This window comes from Enterobacter cloacae complex sp. 2024EL-00214 (assembly GCF_043945575.1).
Classification (GTDB): Bacteria; Pseudomonadota; Gammaproteobacteria; order Enterobacterales; family Enterobacteriaceae; genus Enterobacter; species Enterobacter cloacae_P.
Window position 1 is genome coordinate 91,204 of record NZ_JBIMRC010000001.1, and the last position, 16,422, is coordinate 107,625.

Genomic DNA, 16,422 nt, shown 5'->3' on the forward strand with positions numbered 1-16,422 from the left:
TCACAGGCGTCGAATCAGGTCAAAAGAGGGCTCAGCCCTGCTTTGATGGCCGCGTAGTATATCTGCTTACACCTTTACAAGAAAGGCTTAACATCGCCCACGCCTTCACGAATCACTTCCGGAGCATCTTCGGTCAGGTCGACCACGGTTGTTGGCTGCTGACCGAGATAACCGCCGTGGATAATCAGCTCGACCACCTTCTCCAGGCGATCTTTGATCTCTTCCGGATCAGACTCAGTAAATTCACTGCCGGGTAGCATCAACGAGGTAGAAAGCATTGGCTCGCCGAGGGTTTCCAGTAGTGCTTGTGCAATCGGGTTAGACGGCACGCGCATCCCGATAGTTTTACGCTTTTCCTGTAACAGGCGACGCGGCACCTCTTTCGTCCCTTTCAGGATGAACGTGTAGTTGCCCGGCGTGTTGTTCTTGATAAGTCGGAACGCCACGTTGTCGACATAAGCATAGGTGGACAGTTCGGAAAGGTCGCGGCACATCAGGGTAAAGTTGTGTCCGTCCGGCAGCTGGCGAATGCGGCAAATACGCTCCATTGCCCCTTTATCTTCAATTTTACAGCCCAGCGCGTAGCCGGAATCGGTCGGGTAGACAATAACGCCACCTTTACGGACGATCTCCACGGCCTGATTGATCAAGCGCGACTGCGGGTTATCCGGATGGATATAGAAAAACTGACTCATACTTCCCTCTCTTCAATTTGCTGTGGCTGTTCCCAGAGCTGCCAGACCGGTTCAACGCCTGCGGGCAACCAGAGCTTACGCCCCAGTTCAATCCATGCACAAGGCTGATGGAAATCAGACCCCTGCGACGCAAGCAGACCATACTGACGGGCGTAAGTCGCGAGCTGTGCTCGCTCATTGGGAGCCTGCTGGCACTGAGCGACTTCCATCGCCTCACCGCCGCACTCGGCAAAGTGTGCCAACAGTCTTTTCAGCCATTTAGCAGAAAGATTATACCGCCCAGGATGGGCCAGCACGGCCTTACCGCCAGAATGATGAATCACATCAATAGCTTGTTTTATTGTACACCACTGTGGAGGAACGTATCCGGTTTTCCCGCGTGCCAGATACTTTTTAAAGACATCCGCCATCGTCGTCGCCTTGCCCGCCTCAACCAGAAAACGGGCAAAGTGACCACGCGTCACCGCCCCGCCGTTCGCCAGTTTTTGCGCACCCTCCAGCGCGCCCGGAATATGCGCCTTTTCCAGTCGATCGCCAATCATCTCCGCGCGCTGGTGACGACGTGTTTTTTGTTCTTGCAAAAATGCGCACATTGCCGGATGTTCTATATCGATGTTCAGGCCAACGATATGAATTTCGTGGTTTTCCCAGACGGTCGAGATTTCGACACCGGAGATCAGATTCAGCGCTAACCCACTGCGGGCGATCTCAGCGCGCGCCGCCGGAATGGCATCTGTCGTATCGTGATCGGTTATCGCCAGCGTGCCAACACGCATTTCAACGGCACGATGGACTAACGCTTCAGGCGTCAGCAGACCATCAGAAGCCTGAGTGTGGCTGTGTAAATCGTAAATTACGGCGTAAGTGGTATCGCTCAAAGCACTTCCCATCACAGGTTGAAAACATCCAAAAACCCTATGATAACGATTTGCCGCGAAATTCTGAAATCAAGGGTTGACAATACGCCATCGAACTAGTTAACTAGTACGCAAGTTCACACGAGAAAGGTATCTGAAAATGACAGCACATTGCACTCTGCACGGTTGGTGGCGCACTTCCTGATTATCGGGCAGTGTCACGCGTCTGCGAAATGCAAACAGATACCCAGCCCGCTACCAAGCGGGCTTTTTTTTGAACAAAATAAATGAGAACAACACAATGCAAACAGCCAAACCTGACCTTGAGTTGCTGACCTGCGAGGCGGCCTATCGCCACAACCCAACCGCGTTGTTTCATCAGGTCTGCGGTGCCCGTCCGGCCACCCTGTTACTGGAATCCGCCGATATCGACAGCAAGGACGATCTCAAAAGCCTGCTGTTGGTCGACAGTGCGCTGCGCATTACCGCATTAGGTGACACCGTCACCATTAAAGCGTTATCTGACAACGGTGCAACGCTGCTGCCGCTGCTGGATGCCGTCCTGCCTGCGGGCATCGAAAATGAACATCATCCGGAAATGCGGGTTCTGCATTTCCCGCCGGTCAGCCAGCTACTGGACGAAGACGCGCGCCTCTGCTCTCTGTCCGTTTTCGATGTTTTCCGCCTGCTGCAAAATCTGGTGACGGTTCCAGAAAATGAACGTGAAGCCATGTTCTTCGGTGGGTTGTTTGCATACGACCTGGTCGCCGGGTTTGAAGATTTACCGGAAACAGAACAAGGCAACCGCTGCCCGGATTACTGCTTCTACCTGGCCGAAACCTTGCTGGTGATCGACCATCAGAAAAAATACATCCGCATCCAGGCCAGCCTGTTCACGCCGTCCGTGACAGAGAAAAAACGCCTTGAGCACCGCATCGCGCAGCTGCAACAGCAAATGACCGAAGCGCCACCTGCGCTGCCGGTACAGCGCGTTGAGCAGATGACCTGCGACGTCAACCAGACCGACGATCAGTACGGTGCCGTGGTTCGTCAGATGCAAAAAGCGATTCGTGCCGGGGAAATTTTCCAGGTCGTGCCGTCCCGTCGTTTCTCGCTGCCCTGCCCGTCACCGCTGGCGGCCTACGACGTGCTGAAAAAGAGCAACCCAAGCCCGTACATGTTCTTTATGCAGGACAATGATTTCACCCTGTTTGGCGCATCACCGGAAAGCTCACTGAAATACGACGCCACCAGCCGCCAGATTGAGATCTACCCGATTGCCGGGACGCGCCCGCGTGGTCGTCGTGCTGATGGTTCACTGGATCGCGATCTCGACAGCCGTATCGAGCTGGAAATGCGTACCGACCATAAAGAGCTGTCCGAGCACCTGATGCTGGTCGACCTGGCCCGTAACGATCTGGCCCGTATTTGCACCCCCGGCAGCCGTTATGTTGCAGACCTGACCAAAGTTGACCGTTACTCGTTCGTGATGCACCTGGTTTCCCGCGTGGTCGGTGAACTGCGTAGCGACCTCGATGTTCTGCACGCTTATCGCGCCTGCATGAATATGGGCACCCTGAGCGGTGCACCGAAAGTGCGAGCCATGCAGCTGATTGCCGCTGCCGAAGGACGTCGTCGCGGTAGCTACGGTGGTGCCGTGGGCTATTTCACCGCGCACGGTGATCTGGATACCTGCATCGTGATCCGCTCCGCCTATGTCGAGGACGGTATTGCCACCGTCCAGGCAGGCGCAGGGATTGTTCTTGATTCTGTTCCGCAGTCTGAAGCTGACGAAACGCGCAGTAAAGCCCGCGCGGTATTGCGCGCCATTGCTACCGCACACCATGCACAGGAGATTTTCTGATGGCTGACATTCTGCTGCTCGATAATATCGACTCTTTTACCTATAACCTGGCAGATCAGCTGCGCGCGAATGGTCATAACGTCGTTATCTACCGTAACCATGTTCCGGCACAAACGCTGATTGACCGGCTGGCGACCATGCAAAACCCGGTGCTGATGCTTTCCCCAGGCCCCGGTGCCCCCAGTGAAGCCGGTTGTATGCCCGAGCTGCTGACCCGGATGCGCGGCAAGCTGCCGATTATCGGTATCTGTCTGGGGCACCAGGCGATCGTCGAAGCCTATGGCGGTTACGTGGGTCAGGCGGGCGAAATCCTTCATGGTAAAGCATCCAGCATTGAACATGACGGCCAGGCGATGTTTGCCGGGCTACCAAACCCGCTGCCGGTGGCGCGCTATCACTCCCTTGTTGGTAGCAACATTCCGGCAGGCTTAACCATTAACGCCTCGTTTGAAGGGATGGTGATGGCTGTGCGCCACGATGTGGATCGCGTCTGTGGTATGCAGTTCCACCCTGAGTCTATTCTGACCTCCAACGGTGCGCGTCTGCTGGAACAAACGCTGGACTGGGCGCTGCAGAAACTGGAACAAACCAACACCCTGCAGCCGATTCTGGAAAAACTGTATCAGGCACAGACCCTGAGCCAACAGGAAAGCCACCAGCTCTTCTCCGCCGTGGTTCGCGGCGAGCTGAAACCGGAGCAACTGGCGGCCGCACTGGTGAGCATGAAAGTGCGCGGTGAAAGCCCGCAGGAAATTGCTGGTGCCGCGACGGCGCTGCTGGAAAACGCCGCCCCGTTCCCACGCCCGGACTATCAGTTTGCGGATATCGTCGGTACCGGTGGTGACGGCAGCAACAGCATCAATATCTCTACTGCCAGCGCCTTCGTGGCGGCAGCGTGTGGCCTGAAAGTGGCAAAACACGGTAACCGTAGCGTATCCAGCCGTTCCGGCTCGTCTGATTTGCTGGCGGCCTTCGGCATCAACCTGGACATGAAAGCCGAGCGTTCCCGCGAAGCACTGGATGACCTGGGCGTCTGCTTCCTGTTTGCGCCGAAGTATCACACCGGTTTCCGCCACGCGATGCCGGTTCGCCAGCAACTTAAGACCCGCACGCTGTTTAACGTGCTGGGGCCGCTGATCAACCCGGCGCATCCGCCGCTGGCACTGATTGGCGTCTACAGCCCGGAGCTGGTACTGCCGATTGCAGAAACGCTTCGCGTGCTGGGTTACCAACGTGCCGCGGTGGTACACAGCGGAGGAATGGATGAGGTTTCCCTTCATGCGACAACACTGGTCGCTGAACTGAACAACGGTGAAATCCTGAGCTACCAGCTTGAAGCATCTGACTTCGGCTTAACACCGTATCACCAGGAGGCGCTGGCCGGTGGTACACCAGAAGAAAACCGTGACATTCTCACGCGCTTATTACAAGGTAAGGGAGAGGTTGCCCATGAGGCCGCCGTTGCCGCCAACGTCGCCATGCTGATGCGGTTGCACGGTGAGGAAGACCTGAAAGCGAACGCTCAAAAAGTTCTGGACGTACTGCGCTCTGGTGCAGCCTACGATCGCGTTACCGCACTTGCGGCAAGAGGATAAAGAATGCAGACCGTTTTAGCGAAAATCGTTGCCGATAAGGCCATCTGGGTGGAAGCCCGCAAAGTGCAGCAACCGCTTGCCAGTTTTCAGAATGACGTCGTCCCAAGTAGCCGTCGTTTCTATGATGCCCTGCAGGGAGCCCGCACTGCGTTTATTCTTGAGTGCAAAAAGGCCTCTCCATCGAAAGGCGTTATTCGTGACGATTTCGACCCGGCGCGTATTGCCGGTATCTATAAACATCATGCGTCAGCCATCTCCGTGCTGACGGATGAAAAGTATTTCCAGGGCAGTTTTGATTTTCTGCCTATTGTCAGCGGTATCGCGCCGCAGCCGATCCTGTGCAAAGACTTTATTATCGACCCGTACCAGATCTGGCTGGCGCGTTTTTACCAGGCCGACGCCTGCCTGCTGATGCTTTCGGTACTCGACGACGAACAGTATCGCCAGCTTTCCGCCGTCGCACACAGCCTGAACATGGGTGTGCTGACCGAAGTGAGCAACGAAGAAGAGCTGGAACGCGCGCTTGCGCTGAAGGCCAAAGTCGTCGGTATTAACAACCGCGATCTGCGCGATCTGTCGATTGACCTGAACCGTACGCGCCAGTTGGCTCCTCGTTTAGGTTCTGGCGTCACGGTGATCAGCGAATCCGGCATTAACAGCTACGCCCAGGTCCGCGAACTGAGCCACTTTGCCAACGGTTTTCTGATTGGCTCCGCCATGATGGCCCACGACGATCTCAATGCTGCGGTACGCCGTGTGTTACTGGGTGAAAACAAAGTGTGCGGGTTAACTCGTGAACAGGATGCCCAGGCCGCGTATGAGTCGGGAGCAATTTACGGCGGGCTGATCTTTGTTGAAGCGTCCCCTCGCGCGGTGACGGAAGAACAGGCGCGTAAGGTCATGGCAGCCGCCCCGCTCAGCTATGTGGGTGTCTTCCGTAACGCCAGTGTTGCGGACGTTGCGGCAAAATCCGGGGCGTTATCCCTGAGCGCAGTACAGCTGCACGGTGATGAAGATCAGGCCTATATTGATGCCCTGCGCGTCGTTCTGGCTCCTCAGGTGCAAATCTGGAAAGCACAAAGCGTTGGCGATACGTTGCCAGCCCGTAACCTGAATTATGTTGATAAATACGTGCTCGACAACGGCCAGGGCGGCACGGGTCAGCGTTTTGACTGGTCGCTGCTGAACGGCGAAGTGCTGGACAATGTCCTGCTGGCGGGTGGACTCGGCCCGGATAACTGTGTAGACGCGGCCAAAACCGGCTGCGCAGGCCTCGATTTCAATTCTGGCGTAGAGTCCCAACCGGGAATTAAAGATGCCGGCAAGCTGGCCTCGGTATTTAAAACTCTGCGTGCATATTAAGGAAGAAAAAATGACGACATTGTTAAACCCTTATTTTGGTGAGTTCGGTGGGATGTACGTCCCGCAAATCCTGATGCCTGCGCTGCGCCAGCTGGAAGAAGCGTTTGTCAGTGCACAGAAAGACCCGGTGTTTCAGGCTGAATTTACCGACCTGCTGAAAAACTACGCAGGCCGTCCTACGGCGCTGACCAAATGCCGCAACCTGACCGAAGGGACAAAAACCACGCTGTATCTCAAGCGTGAAGACCTGTTGCACGGCGGTGCGCATAAAACCAACCAGGTGCTGGGCCAGGCGCTGCTCGCGAAACGGATGGGCAAAACCGAAATCATCGCTGAAACCGGTGCTGGCCAGCACGGCGTGGCGTCTGCACTCGCCAGCGCCCTGCTCGGTCTGAAATGCCGCATCTACATGGGGGCGAAGGACGTTGAGCGCCAGTCTCCGAATGTGTTCCGTATGCGTCTGATGGGCGCTGAAGTGATCCCGGTACACAGCGGCTCCGCGACGCTGAAGGATGCCTGTAACGAAGCGCTGCGCGACTGGTCTGGCAGCTATGAAACCGCGCACTATATGCTCGGCACTGCTGCAGGTCCGCACCCGTTCCCGACTATCGTGCGTGAGTTCCAGCGTATGATCGGTGAAGAAACCAAAGCGCAGATCCTCGAAAAAGAAGGCCGTCTGCCGGACGCGGTGATCGCCTGCGTGGGCGGCGGTTCTAACGCCATCGGCATGTTTGCTGATTTTATCGACGAAACCAGCGTCGGTCTGATTGGCGTTGAACCTGCCGGTCACGGGATTGAATCGGGTGAACACGGTGCGCCGCTGAAGCATGGCCGCGTGGGAATTTACTTTGGTATGAAATCCCCGATGATGCAGACCGATGAAGGTCAGATTGAAGAGTCTTACTCTATCTCTGCCGGTCTGGATTTCCCGTCCGTTGGGCCTCAGCACGCTTACCTGAACAGCACTGGCCGCGCGGATTATGTCTCCATTACCGATGATGAAGCACTGGAAGCCTTTAAAACGCTGTGCCGTCACGAAGGGATCATCCCGGCACTGGAGTCCTCGCATGCCCTGGCGCACGCGCTGAAAATGATGAAAGAAAACCCGGAAAAAGAGCAACTGCTGGTGGTGAACCTTTCCGGTCGCGGTGACAAAGACATCTTCACCGTTCACGATATTCTGAAAGCACGAGGGGAAATCTGATGGAACGCTACGATAACGCATTTGCACAACTGAAGGCTCGCCAGGAAGGCGCGTTTGTCCCCTTCGTTACCCTCGGCGACCCAGGCCCGGAGCAATCGCTAAAAATTATCGACACCCTGATTGAAGCCGGTGCCGACGCGCTGGAGCTGGGTATTCCGTTCTCTGACCCGCTGGCAGACGGCCCGACTATTCAGAACGCCACCCTGCGCGCATTTGCGGCGGGTGTTACCCCAACCCAGTGTTTTGAGATGCTGGCAGCAATTCGTCAGAAGCACCCGACCATTCCGATTGGACTGCTGATGTACGCTAACCTGGTGTTTAACCGCGGCATTGATGAGTTCTACGCCGAGTGCGCGCGAGTGGGTGTCGACTCCGTGCTGGTGGCCGACGTGCCGGTGGAAGAGTCTGCGCCCTTCCGCCAGGCGGCAATGCGTCACAACGTTGCCCCCATTTTCATCTGCCCACCGAACGCCGATGACGAACTGCTGCGCCAGATTGCCTCTTACGGACGTGGTTACACTTACCTGCTCTCCCGTGCAGGCGTGACCGGAGCTGAAAACAAAGCGGCGCTGCCACTGCATCATCTGGTGGAAAAACTGGCGGAATACCACGCTGCACCACCGTTGCAGGGCTTCGGGATCTCCTCTCCGGAACAGGTTACCGCTGCGATAGAGGCAAAAGCGGCCGGGGCGATTTCCGGTTCCGCTATCGTCAAAATCATCGAGAAGAACGTTGATAAGCCAGAGCAGATGCTGGCTGAACTGAACGCGTTCGTCAGCGCGATGAAAGCGGCCACGCGCAAAGCATAACCTCATCACCGTCTGGCTTCCCTGCCAGACGGTTCCTCTACTCCCGCGGGATAATCTCCAGATTCAGCTTATTTGTGAAGTTGAGGAAGTATGGCCGCGCGTTGGCAGCAAAAAGCAACAGCGCTGGTTGTATTATGCATGGGAGACTCGTCTGAAACACATTATTGCCCATGCACTCCTGTGATGGAATAATCTAAACAAATCCTCTCCGGCTGACCTTTTTTACTTTACTTAACCTGATGCCTGATTATAATGTCGACAAATTCATACAGGAGTCATACGTTGGACAGTCACCCTTATTTCATTTGCAAGGCAAGCTAACGCGACGTATTCCTGCCGCTGCTTGCCGAACTGGCGGGCAGCAATCCCTTCTTAATTGACGATTGCATCCCCGATAAATTTACAAAGCGCGACTTATCGCGAGGTTTATCGTCATGTTCATGTTTAAAAACTCATTATTCCCTCCGCCATCGGCGCGACATTAATCACCGTTTAAGGTGACAATTTGTCGTGTGCTGAATACAGCACGTATTTATTCTTCCAGCATAAATGGAGGAACATATGCTGATGTTCCCTTATATCTCAAATTTACTGGCAGCCATGCTGCTGGGGGCACTTATTGGTGCCGAAAGACAATGGCGTCAACGTATGGCGGGTCTGCGGACAAATGCACTGGTCGCCACCGGCGCTGCGGTATTTATTCTTAGCTCAATGTCAACATCGCCGGACAGTCCGGGACGCATTGCCGCCCAGATAGTCTCCGGTATTGGCTTTCTTGGCGCTGGCGTCATCATGCGTGAAGGCATGAACGTGCGCGGCCTCAATACTGCTGCCACGCTCTGGTGCTCGGCAGCCATCGGCGTGCTGTGCGGGCTGGGACAATTCTGGAATGCCGCGGCGGCCACCCTCATTATTCTGTGTGCCAATATTTTACTGCGTGAAGCGGCGCAGCGAATTAATCAGTATCCAGGCGCTGCAGATGAAGAAAAACGCTATGTCCTGAAAGTAACCTGCAATCATGATAATGAAAGCGCAGTACGTCAGCTTTTATTTAATGTGGCAAAGGAGTTTTCTCTGAGCGTGCAGGGACTCGGTTCGTCGGTGCTGGATGAATCCGGGTATAAAGAAATTCATGCCGAAGTGATTAGCAGCGCAGATTCGCGAAAAACGTTCGATCTTATTATGAGTAAAATTGGCGTTAATGAAAGTATCACCTCTGTACGCTGGAGCCTTGCGGGGAGTTGAGATCCCGCGCCTGCCTAATAATATCGTCTGATATAAGGAGGGAATGATGGAGATTCCCATAAGCGTAAAATAAACGCACCATATTGAGTCATACCAGAAAAAATTATGCATAGTTTTTTATGCAGGGATACACACGTCTTAAAGTGGGGATAAATCATGACTGACATGAAAGTAGAAAACCGGAAATTAAGCCGGCTGGCGTCAGAAAATGATAAGCAAAATAAGAAACGCTTTGCGATCGAAGCGGAAGCATTTAACAGCCCGGAGCATACGCTCTCACGACTCGAGAGCGATCGTCGCGGTCTGTACGTCGATGACGCCCGCGAGCGACTGTTCGCGTATGGCCGCAACGAGGTGGCGCATGAGAAAGCGCCGCCAGCGCTGGTTCAACTGCTGCAGGCATTCAATAACCCGTTTATCTACGTTCTGATGGCGCTTGCCGTCGTGAGTTTCTTCACCGACTACTGGCTTCCGCTACGCAGTGGAGAGGAAACCGATCTGACGGGGGTCACTATCATTCTGACCATGGTCAGCCTGAGCGGCTTACTGCGTTTCTGGCAGGAGTTTCGTACCAACAAGGCCGCCCAGGCGCTGAAATCAATGGTAAGAACCACCGCCACGGTGCTGCGTCGGGGCGGTGAAGGTAATGAGTCGGTCAAAATGGAAATCGCCATTGAGGAGCTGGTGCCGGGCGACATTATCTTCCTCGCGGCGGGCGATCTGGTGCCTGCGGATGTGCGCCTGCTGGAGTCCCGGGACCTGTTTGTCAGCCAGTCGATTCTTACCGGCGAATCTTTACCGGTGGAAAAATATGACGTGATGGCGAGCGTCTCTGGTAAAGACAGTCAGCGGCTACCGGCCCCCGATCGCAGCAAAGGCCTGCTGGAGCTTGGCAACATCTGCCTGATGGGCACCAACGTGACCAGCGGCAGAGCGCAGGCGGTGGTCGTGGCGACAGGCGGCCAGACCTGGTTCGGGTCGCTGGCAAAATCCATCGTCGGTACACGCTCGCAAACGGCGTTCGACCGCGGTGTGAACAGCGTCAGCTGGTTGCTTATCCGTTTTATGCTGGTGATGGTACCCATTGTGCTGCTGATTAACGGCTTCAGCAAAGGCGACTGGGTCGAGGCATCGCTGTTTGCGCTGGCGGTTGCCGTCGGTTTAACCCCGGAAATGCTGCCGATGATCGTCAGTTCGAACCTGGCGAAGGGCGCTATTGCCATGTCGAGACGCAAAGTGATCGTCAAGCGGCTGAACGCTATTCAGAACTTTGGCGCAATGGATGTGTTATGTACCGATAAAACCGGCACCCTGACGCAGGACCACATTATCCTGGAGCATCACCTGGACATGCGTGGTAGCGAAAGCAGCCGGGTACTGGCGCTGGCCTGGCTCAACAGCAACAGCCAGAGCGGCACCCGTAACCTGATGGATCGTGCGATCTTACACGTTGGTGAGGGGCGTCTGGCACCCGCCGTGAAGGAGAGCTTCGTTAAGCTCGATGAGCTGCCCTTCGATTTTGTGCGCCGCCGCGTTTCTGTTTCGGTGGAAGATGTGCGCGACGGCCGCAGAAGTCTCATCTGCAAAGGCGCGGTGGAAGAGATGCTGATGGTCGCCACGCACCTGCGCGAAGGAGACCGCGTAGTGGCGCTGGACGAGACGCGTCGCGACCTGCTGTTGGCGAAAACACAGGATTACAATGCGCAGGGGTTTCGCGTACTGCTGGTGGCAACCCGTTCGCTGGACGACTCACCGCGTAATCAGGCACTTTGCGCCGGGGATGAACGGGAACTGACGATAGAAGGGATGCTGACGTTCCTCGACCCGCCGAAAGAGAGTGCGGAAAAGGCCATTACCGCACTGCGCGACAACGGCGTGGCGGTGAAGGTGCTCACCGGCGACAACCCTGTGGTGACTGCCCGTATCTGCCTTGAGGTGGGGATCGATCCGCACGGTATTCTGACAGGCACCGAGGTGGAGACCATGTCAGATCGCGAACTGGCGCAGGCGGTGGAGCAACGTTCTGTGTTCGCCAAACTGACGCCACTGCAGAAATCCCGCATTCTGAAGGCGCTGCAAAAGAACGGACATACCGTCGGTTTTCTCGGCGACGGCATTAACGATGCTCCGGCACTCCGCGATGCCGATGTGGGCATTTCCGTCGACAGCGCGGCGGATATCGCCAAAGAGTCATCGGATATTATCCTGCTGGAAAAAGATCTGATGGTGCTGGAAGAAGGCGTGATCAAAGGTCGTGAAACCTTCGGCAATATCATCAAGTACCTGAATATGACCGCCAGCTCTAACTTCGGCAACGTTTTTTCCGTACTGGTAGCCAGCGCGTTTATCCCGTTCCTGCCGATGCTGGCGATCCATCTGCTGATCCAGAACCTGATGTACGACATCTCCCAGCTGTCGCTACCGTGGGACAAAATGGATAAAGAGTTTTTGAGTAAACCGCGCAAGTGGGATGCCAAAAACATCGGCCGCTTCATGTTGTGGATTGGACCGACGTCGTCCATTTTCGACATCACCACCTTTGCGCTGATGTGGTACGTCTTTGCGGCAAACCACGTTGAGGCCCAGGCGCTGTTCCAGTCCGGCTGGTTTATTGAAGGGCTGTTGTCGCAAACGCTGGTGGTGCACATGTTAAGGACGCAGAAGATCCCGTTTATTCAGAGCCGCGCGACGCTACCGGTGCTGCTGACCACCGCCTGCGTTATGGTCATCGGTATCTATATACCGTTCTCGCCGCTGGGGGCGATGGTGGGGCTTGAGCCGCTGCCGTTAAGCTACTTCCCGTGGCTGGTGGCGACGCTTCTGAGCTACTGTCTCGTGGCACAGGGGATGAAACGCTTTTATATCAAACGGTTTGGTCAGTGGTTTTGATTCGACACAGAGGAGGCTGATATGAAGCATTCACATGACCGGATTATCGCGCTTACCTTTTTCGTTATCGGTCTGTTGGTGCTGCTGGGCGGTATCTGGCTGATATTCGAGTCACCGGGAGGGATGCATGCGTAAACGTAGCGTGGAGTCTGTGTTTATTCAGGTCATTATTTTCGCAGCCCTGATTATTTTACTCACGGTGTTTGTTCGTTAACCATTAAAGAAGGGACGCGTCTGACGCGTCCCTTTTCATCATCACGAGCTTTGCTTGCTGTCTTAATTCTGGAGCCGTGCAGGCAATCTTTAAGCTGTGCGGTTTAATGATGAAAGTCATAAAAAAGCGAGGTATTTTGGTGAAACGTTCTGGAGAGGTTTTGGAGACAGGAAAAAGGTTATATATTCCAGGCCGTTAAATCCACATATACCTTCTGAGTTCAGAGGCTTACACATGTCATGGCAATACTTCAAACAGACTTACCTGGTTAAGTTCTGGTCCCCAGTACCGGCAGTCATCGCTGCGGGGATCCTGTCTACCTATTATTTCGGCATTACTGGCACCTTTTGGGCCGTTACCGGCGAGTTTACCCGCTGGGGCGGGCAACTGCTGCAGATGGCGGGAGTGCATGCCGAAGAATGGGGTTACTATAAACTCATCCATCTGGATGGCACACCGCTGACCCGCATCGACGGAATGATGATTATCGGTATGTTCGGCGGTTGTTTTGCCGCGGCACTGTGGGCGAACAACGTTAAACTGAGAATGCCAAAGAGCCGTATTCGCATCATGCAGGCGGTGATTGGGGGGATGATCGCCGGGTTCGGCGCTCGCCTCGCAATGGGCTGTAACCTTGCCGCCTTCTTTACTGGCATTCCGCAGTTTTCGCTGCATGCCTGGTTCTTTGCCGTCGCCACGGCCATAGGTTCTTATTTCGGCGCGAAATTCACTCTACTGCCGCTGTTTCGCATTCCCGTCAGGATGGTCAAAGTCAGTGCAGCTTCACCACTGACGCAAAAACCGGCGCAGGCACGCCGCCGTTTCCGCCTGGGTATGCTGGTCTTTTTTGCAATGGTTGCATGGGCTATTTGCACTGCACTGAACCAGCCAAAACTGGGGTTAGCCATGCTGTTTGGCGTGGGCTTTGGTCTGCTGATTGAGCGCGCACAAATCTGCTTTACCTCTGCGTTTCGCGACATGTGGATCACCGGCCGTACCATGATGGCCAAAGCAATTATTGCCGGTATGGCTGTCAGCGCGATCGGCATCTTCAGCTATGTGCAACTTGGCGTTGAACCGAAAATCATGTGGGCGGGCCCTAATGCAGTGATTGGCGGGCTGCTGTTTGGTTTTGGAATTGTGCTCGCTGGCGGTTGCGAAACCGGCTGGATGTACCGCGCCGTGGAAGGTCAGGTGCATTACTGGTGGGTGGGTCTGGGAAACGTGATCGGCTCTACAATCCTGGCATACTACTGGGATGACATGTCGCCCGTGCTGGCGACAAACTGGGACAAGGTCAACCTGCTGAAGACCTTTGGCCCGCTCGGCGGACTGGTGGTGACATACGCCCTGCTGCTGATCGCATTTTTACTGGTCGTCGCGCAAGAAAAACGCTTCTTCCGTCGTCGTACCGACACAACCATTGAACCCCGGGAGAATGCAGCATGAAAGAGATCGTGCCTGACTATCGCCTCGATATGATCGGTGAACCGTGCCCTTACCCGGCAGTCGCCACACTTGAAGCGCTGCCACAGCTCAGGAAAGGTGAGATTCTGGAAGTGGTGAGCGATTGCCCGCAATCCATTAACAATATTCCGCTGGATGCCCAAAACCACGGCTACACCGTGCTGGATATTCAACAGGATGGGCCTACCATTCGTTATTTGATCCAGAAGTAACATGCCCCTTGCGCCCCTCTCTGGGGCGTTCTCTCTGCCATAAAAGCCGCCTTAAGTCCCATTTTCACAGCAAATACAGTGCCTGCGGTTACGCCAGGACTAAACTTGAAGTGGATAAAAAACAAACAGGAGGTACGGCATGTTCCATTCGATTTTAGTCCCTCTCGATATTTCAGAGAGCCGTCTGACTGAACAGGTGGTTCCCTATGTTCAGGTAAACGCAGCAATCAACAACGCCAAAGTTCATTTTCTGACGGTAATACCGTCTTTCCCTTACTACTCGTCGCTTGGGCTGGCGTATTCGGTTGAGATGCCGAAACTGGCTGAGATACAGCAGGATGCACTAGAGAAACTGAATGAGATTGTTAAACAGTTCAACCTGCCCGCTGACCGCATCCAGACGCATGCCATTTCTGGCTCGCCGAAAGATCAGATCCTGAAGCTGGCGGACACCATCAACGCTGACCTGATTATTATTGCCTCTCATCGGCCTGATATTACAACTTACCTTTTAGGATCAAACGCTGCGGTGGTCGTGCGCCACGCAAAATGTCCGGTGCTGGTTGTACGCTAAAAAATAAAGCCTCGGTTATACCGGGGCTTTTTTACAAGGGATCACTTCAGAGGAGAGAAAACTGGCCATCATCTGGCCAGTCTCAGGAAATAACTTAGAAACGGTAACCCGCTGAGAACATAAATACCCACGGATCCAGACGGGTGTTGATGCTTTGCTGCTCGCCAGCCGCTTTAAAGCGCACATCGGTATCGATATCCATATACCAGACTGACATATTAATCAGCCAGTCGCGGTTTATCAGATAATCCAGACCGACCTGCCCCGCCATACCCCAGGAGTCTTTCAGGCTGAGATCGGAAAGCCCAGCGTCTTTACCGGTATCGTTAAATTTCTCATTAAAGAAGGTGGTGTAGTTCACCCCCGCGCCGATGTACGGACGTACCTTACTGCTTGAATCACCAAAGTACCACTGTGCCATCAGCGTTGGAGGTAAAAGGTTTACCGTGGCGATATCTCCGGTAGGTCCGGTTCCGACATGATGGCGGAATGGCGTTGCGGCCAGGAGTTCAACGCCGATGTTATCTGTTGCCATATACGTGAACGTCAAACCTAACTGGGTATTATTGCTGACGTTAAAACCGCCCAACCCCAGCACATTATCAGAACCTTCAGTCGGACGAACTGTAGCCGAACCGGCACGAATAAAGAATTCACCTGCTTCATGCGCGTACACGCCACCAGAGAGACTGCTTAAGACAAGGGCTGCCACCGCTAATTTTTTCATATCCGCTCCATCGTTGTGGTTTTAATTGCGGGGGCAATATACTCACAAATGAGTAATAAGTGATCTAACACAGATCACATTAAAACCAGTAAGTTAACATTCATTGATCTGAGTTAATTTTTTATAACTCACCCTAGAGGGTTATTTTGTCTTTAAGTCAATTTTTGCCATTTCACAGTGAGAAAATTTTCCCCTTATCCCCCCTTGCTCTCTTCTCTGGCCCTGGATAATTTAGCTCTCTCACAATGTGATTTGATGCGTTCTTCTATTGCAGGTGTGCCATGAGTGATCTCAATCCGTGCATGACGTGCGGGGCCTGTTGTGCGTATTTTCGAGTCTCTTTCTACTGGGCCGAAGCCAGCGATGGCGGCGGTACCGTTCCGGTTCAGCTCACTGAGCCCGTCTCTCCTTTTCTGCGTTGCATGAGCGGTACGAACCAAAAACAGAGCCGTTGTTCGGCACTGGAGGGCACGCCCGGGGAGGCCACGCGTTGTAAAATCTACGAGCAGCGCCCCAGCCCATGCCGGGATTTTTCGATGTCGGGGGTGGATGGACAGGTTAACGAAGCCTGTAATCGCGCACGTGCGCACTACGGATTACCTCCGCTTTACAAAGATATGCTTTTCCATACAAGCCTTGATGCTGCCACGGCAGCGTTATCCGGTGTACAATTGCCGGCTAATTAACACCTGCAATACTCAAGGAGAG

The 16,422-nt window shown here is 54.4% G+C and carries 16 protein-coding genes, 1 pseudogene and 1 other annotated feature; of the genes and pseudogenes, 14 read left to right on the top strand and 3 right to left on the bottom strand.

What is annotated here, in order from left to right; translation table 11 throughout:
* Positions 1-74: 74 nt before the first annotated feature.
* The gene (locus tag ACHHZ6_RS00445) at positions 75-695 is read right to left on the bottom strand and encodes an L-threonylcarbamoyladenylate synthase (RefSeq protein WP_395121498.1); all 621 of its coding nucleotides are present in this window, start codon (positions 693-695) and stop codon (positions 75-77) included.
* Positions 692-1,573 (bottom strand): RNase AM, encoded by an 882-nt coding sequence (gene rnm / locus ACHHZ6_RS00450; RefSeq protein ID WP_182271658.1) that lies wholly within the window; start codon positions 1,571-1,573, stop codon positions 692-694. The genes ACHHZ6_RS00445 and rnm overlap by 4 nt, the downstream gene beginning before the upstream one ends.
* 160 nt (positions 1,574-1,733) lie before the next feature.
* Positions 1,734-1,828: a sequence feature (Trp leader region), on the top strand.
* Positions 1,829-1,853: 25 nt separating this feature from the next.
* On the opposite strand from rnm, the gene ACHHZ6_RS00455 reads away from it, so the two are divergent.
* From ACHHZ6_RS00455 to uspF, 13 genes and pseudogenes are all read left to right on the top strand, one after another.
* Positions 1,854-3,416, top strand: a complete 1,563-nt coding sequence (locus ACHHZ6_RS00455; RefSeq protein ID WP_395121500.1) for an anthranilate synthase component 1 — start codon at positions 1,854-1,856, stop codon at positions 3,414-3,416.
* Positions 3,416-5,011, top strand: a complete 1,596-nt coding sequence (gene trpD / locus ACHHZ6_RS00460) for a bifunctional anthranilate synthase glutamate amidotransferase component TrpG/anthranilate phosphoribosyltransferase TrpD (RefSeq protein WP_395121501.1) — start codon at positions 3,416-3,418, stop codon at positions 5,009-5,011. The genes ACHHZ6_RS00455 and trpD overlap by 1 nt, the downstream gene beginning before the upstream one ends.
* A gap of 3 nt (positions 5,012-5,014) precedes the next feature.
* A complete protein-coding gene (gene trpCF, locus ACHHZ6_RS00465; RefSeq protein ID WP_395121503.1) occupies positions 5,015-6,373 on the top strand; it encodes a bifunctional indole-3-glycerol-phosphate synthase TrpC/phosphoribosylanthranilate isomerase TrpF in 1,359 nt (452 codons plus the stop codon).
* 10 nt (positions 6,374-6,383) lie between these two features.
* On the top strand, positions 6,384-7,577 hold the full coding sequence (trpB, locus tag ACHHZ6_RS00470) for a tryptophan synthase subunit beta (protein WP_395121505.1): 1,194 nt from the start codon (positions 6,384-6,386) through the stop codon (positions 7,575-7,577).
* Positions 7,577-8,386, top strand: coding sequence for a tryptophan synthase subunit alpha (gene trpA, locus ACHHZ6_RS00475; protein ID WP_196390060.1), 810 nt, complete (start codon positions 7,577-7,579; stop codon positions 8,384-8,386). Before trpB ends, trpA begins: the two co-directional genes overlap by 1 nt.
* Before the next feature lie 25 nt (positions 8,387-8,411).
* A pseudogene (locus ACHHZ6_RS00480) lies at positions 8,412-8,558 on the top strand (IS1 family transposase); the annotation flags it as partial.
* A gap of 377 nt (positions 8,559-8,935) precedes the next feature.
* Entirely contained in the window at positions 8,936-9,631 is a 696-nt protein-coding gene (locus ACHHZ6_RS00485) for an MgtC family protein (RefSeq protein ID WP_182271664.1), read from the top strand.
* Between the two features lie 156 nt (positions 9,632-9,787).
* Positions 9,788-12,520, top strand: a complete 2,733-nt coding sequence (mgtA, locus tag ACHHZ6_RS00490; protein WP_395121508.1) for a magnesium-translocating P-type ATPase — start codon at positions 9,788-9,790, stop codon at positions 12,518-12,520.
* A 21-nt stretch (positions 12,521-12,541) separates the two neighbouring features.
* Positions 12,542-12,655 (top strand): protein MgtR, encoded by a 114-nt coding sequence (mgtR, locus tag ACHHZ6_RS00495; RefSeq protein ID WP_182271666.1) that lies wholly within the window; start codon positions 12,542-12,544, stop codon positions 12,653-12,655.
* Positions 12,648-12,734 carry a magnesium transporter protection protein MgtU gene (gene mgtU / locus ACHHZ6_RS00500; protein ID WP_395121666.1) on the top strand — a complete coding sequence of 29 codons (87 nt, stop codon included), beginning with the start codon at positions 12,648-12,650 and terminating at the stop codon, positions 12,732-12,734. The genes mgtR and mgtU overlap by 8 nt, the downstream gene beginning before the upstream one ends.
* A gap of 234 nt (positions 12,735-12,968) precedes the next feature.
* A complete protein-coding gene (gene yedE, locus ACHHZ6_RS00505; RefSeq protein ID WP_395121509.1) occupies positions 12,969-14,183 on the top strand; it encodes a selenium metabolism membrane protein YedE/FdhT in 1,215 nt (404 codons plus the stop codon).
* Complete coding sequence (gene yedF / locus ACHHZ6_RS00510; RefSeq protein ID WP_182271667.1) at positions 14,180-14,413, top strand: sulfurtransferase-like selenium metabolism protein YedF; 234 nt, start codon at positions 14,180-14,182, stop codon at positions 14,411-14,413. The genes yedE and yedF overlap by 4 nt, the downstream gene beginning before the upstream one ends.
* Positions 14,414-14,552: 139 nt before the next feature.
* Entirely contained in the window at positions 14,553-14,987 is a 435-nt protein-coding gene (gene uspF / locus ACHHZ6_RS00515) for a universal stress protein UspF (protein WP_182271668.1), read from the top strand.
* Positions 14,988-15,081: 94 nt separating this feature from the next.
* Here the strand turns inward: uspF and ompW are convergent, their stop codons facing one another.
* The gene (ompW, locus tag ACHHZ6_RS00520; protein ID WP_395121511.1) at positions 15,082-15,714 is read right to left on the bottom strand and encodes an outer membrane protein OmpW; all 633 of its coding nucleotides are present in this window, start codon (positions 15,712-15,714) and stop codon (positions 15,082-15,084) included.
* Positions 15,715-15,995: 281 nt separating this feature from the next.
* Between ompW and ACHHZ6_RS00525 the strand changes: the two genes are divergently transcribed.
* Positions 15,996-16,400, top strand: a complete 405-nt coding sequence (locus tag ACHHZ6_RS00525; protein WP_182271670.1) for a YkgJ family cysteine cluster protein — start codon at positions 15,996-15,998, stop codon at positions 16,398-16,400.
* Positions 16,401-16,422: the final 22 nt, after the last annotated feature.

Coding starts and splice junctions, on each gene's coding strand:
- ACHHZ6_RS00445 (WP_395121498.1), bottom strand. CDS start 695: ATGAGTCAGTTTTTCTATATCCATCCGGATAACCCGCAGTCGCGCTTG.
- ACHHZ6_RS00455 (WP_395121500.1), top strand. CDS start 1,854: ATGCAAACAGCCAAACCTGACCTTGAGTTGCTGACCTGCGAGGCGGCC.
- trpD (WP_395121501.1), top strand. CDS start 3,416: ATGGCTGACATTCTGCTGCTCGATAATATCGACTCTTTTACCTATAAC.
- trpCF (WP_395121503.1), top strand. CDS start 5,015: ATGCAGACCGTTTTAGCGAAAATCGTTGCCGATAAGGCCATCTGGGTG.
- trpB (WP_395121505.1), top strand. CDS start 6,384: ATGACGACATTGTTAAACCCTTATTTTGGTGAGTTCGGTGGGATGTAC.
- trpA (WP_196390060.1), top strand. CDS start 7,577: ATGGAACGCTACGATAACGCATTTGCACAACTGAAGGCTCGCCAGGAA.
- ACHHZ6_RS00485 (WP_182271664.1), top strand. CDS start 8,936: ATGGAGGAACATATGCTGATGTTCCCTTATATCTCAAATTTACTGGCA.
- mgtA (WP_395121508.1), top strand. CDS start 9,788: ATGACTGACATGAAAGTAGAAAACCGGAAATTAAGCCGGCTGGCGTCA.
- mgtR (WP_182271666.1), top strand. CDS start 12,542: ATGAAGCATTCACATGACCGGATTATCGCGCTTACCTTTTTCGTTATC.
- mgtU (WP_395121666.1), top strand. CDS start 12,648: ATGCGTAAACGTAGCGTGGAGTCTGTGTTTATTCAGGTCATTATTTTC.
- yedE (WP_395121509.1), top strand. CDS start 12,969: ATGTCATGGCAATACTTCAAACAGACTTACCTGGTTAAGTTCTGGTCC.
- yedF (WP_182271667.1), top strand. CDS start 14,180: ATGAAAGAGATCGTGCCTGACTATCGCCTCGATATGATCGGTGAACCG.
- uspF (WP_182271668.1), top strand. CDS start 14,553: ATGTTCCATTCGATTTTAGTCCCTCTCGATATTTCAGAGAGCCGTCTG.
- ompW (WP_395121511.1), bottom strand. CDS start 15,714: ATGAAAAAATTAGCGGTGGCAGCCCTTGTCTTAAGCAGTCTCTCTGGT.
- ACHHZ6_RS00525 (WP_182271670.1), top strand. CDS start 15,996: ATGAGTGATCTCAATCCGTGCATGACGTGCGGGGCCTGTTGTGCGTAT.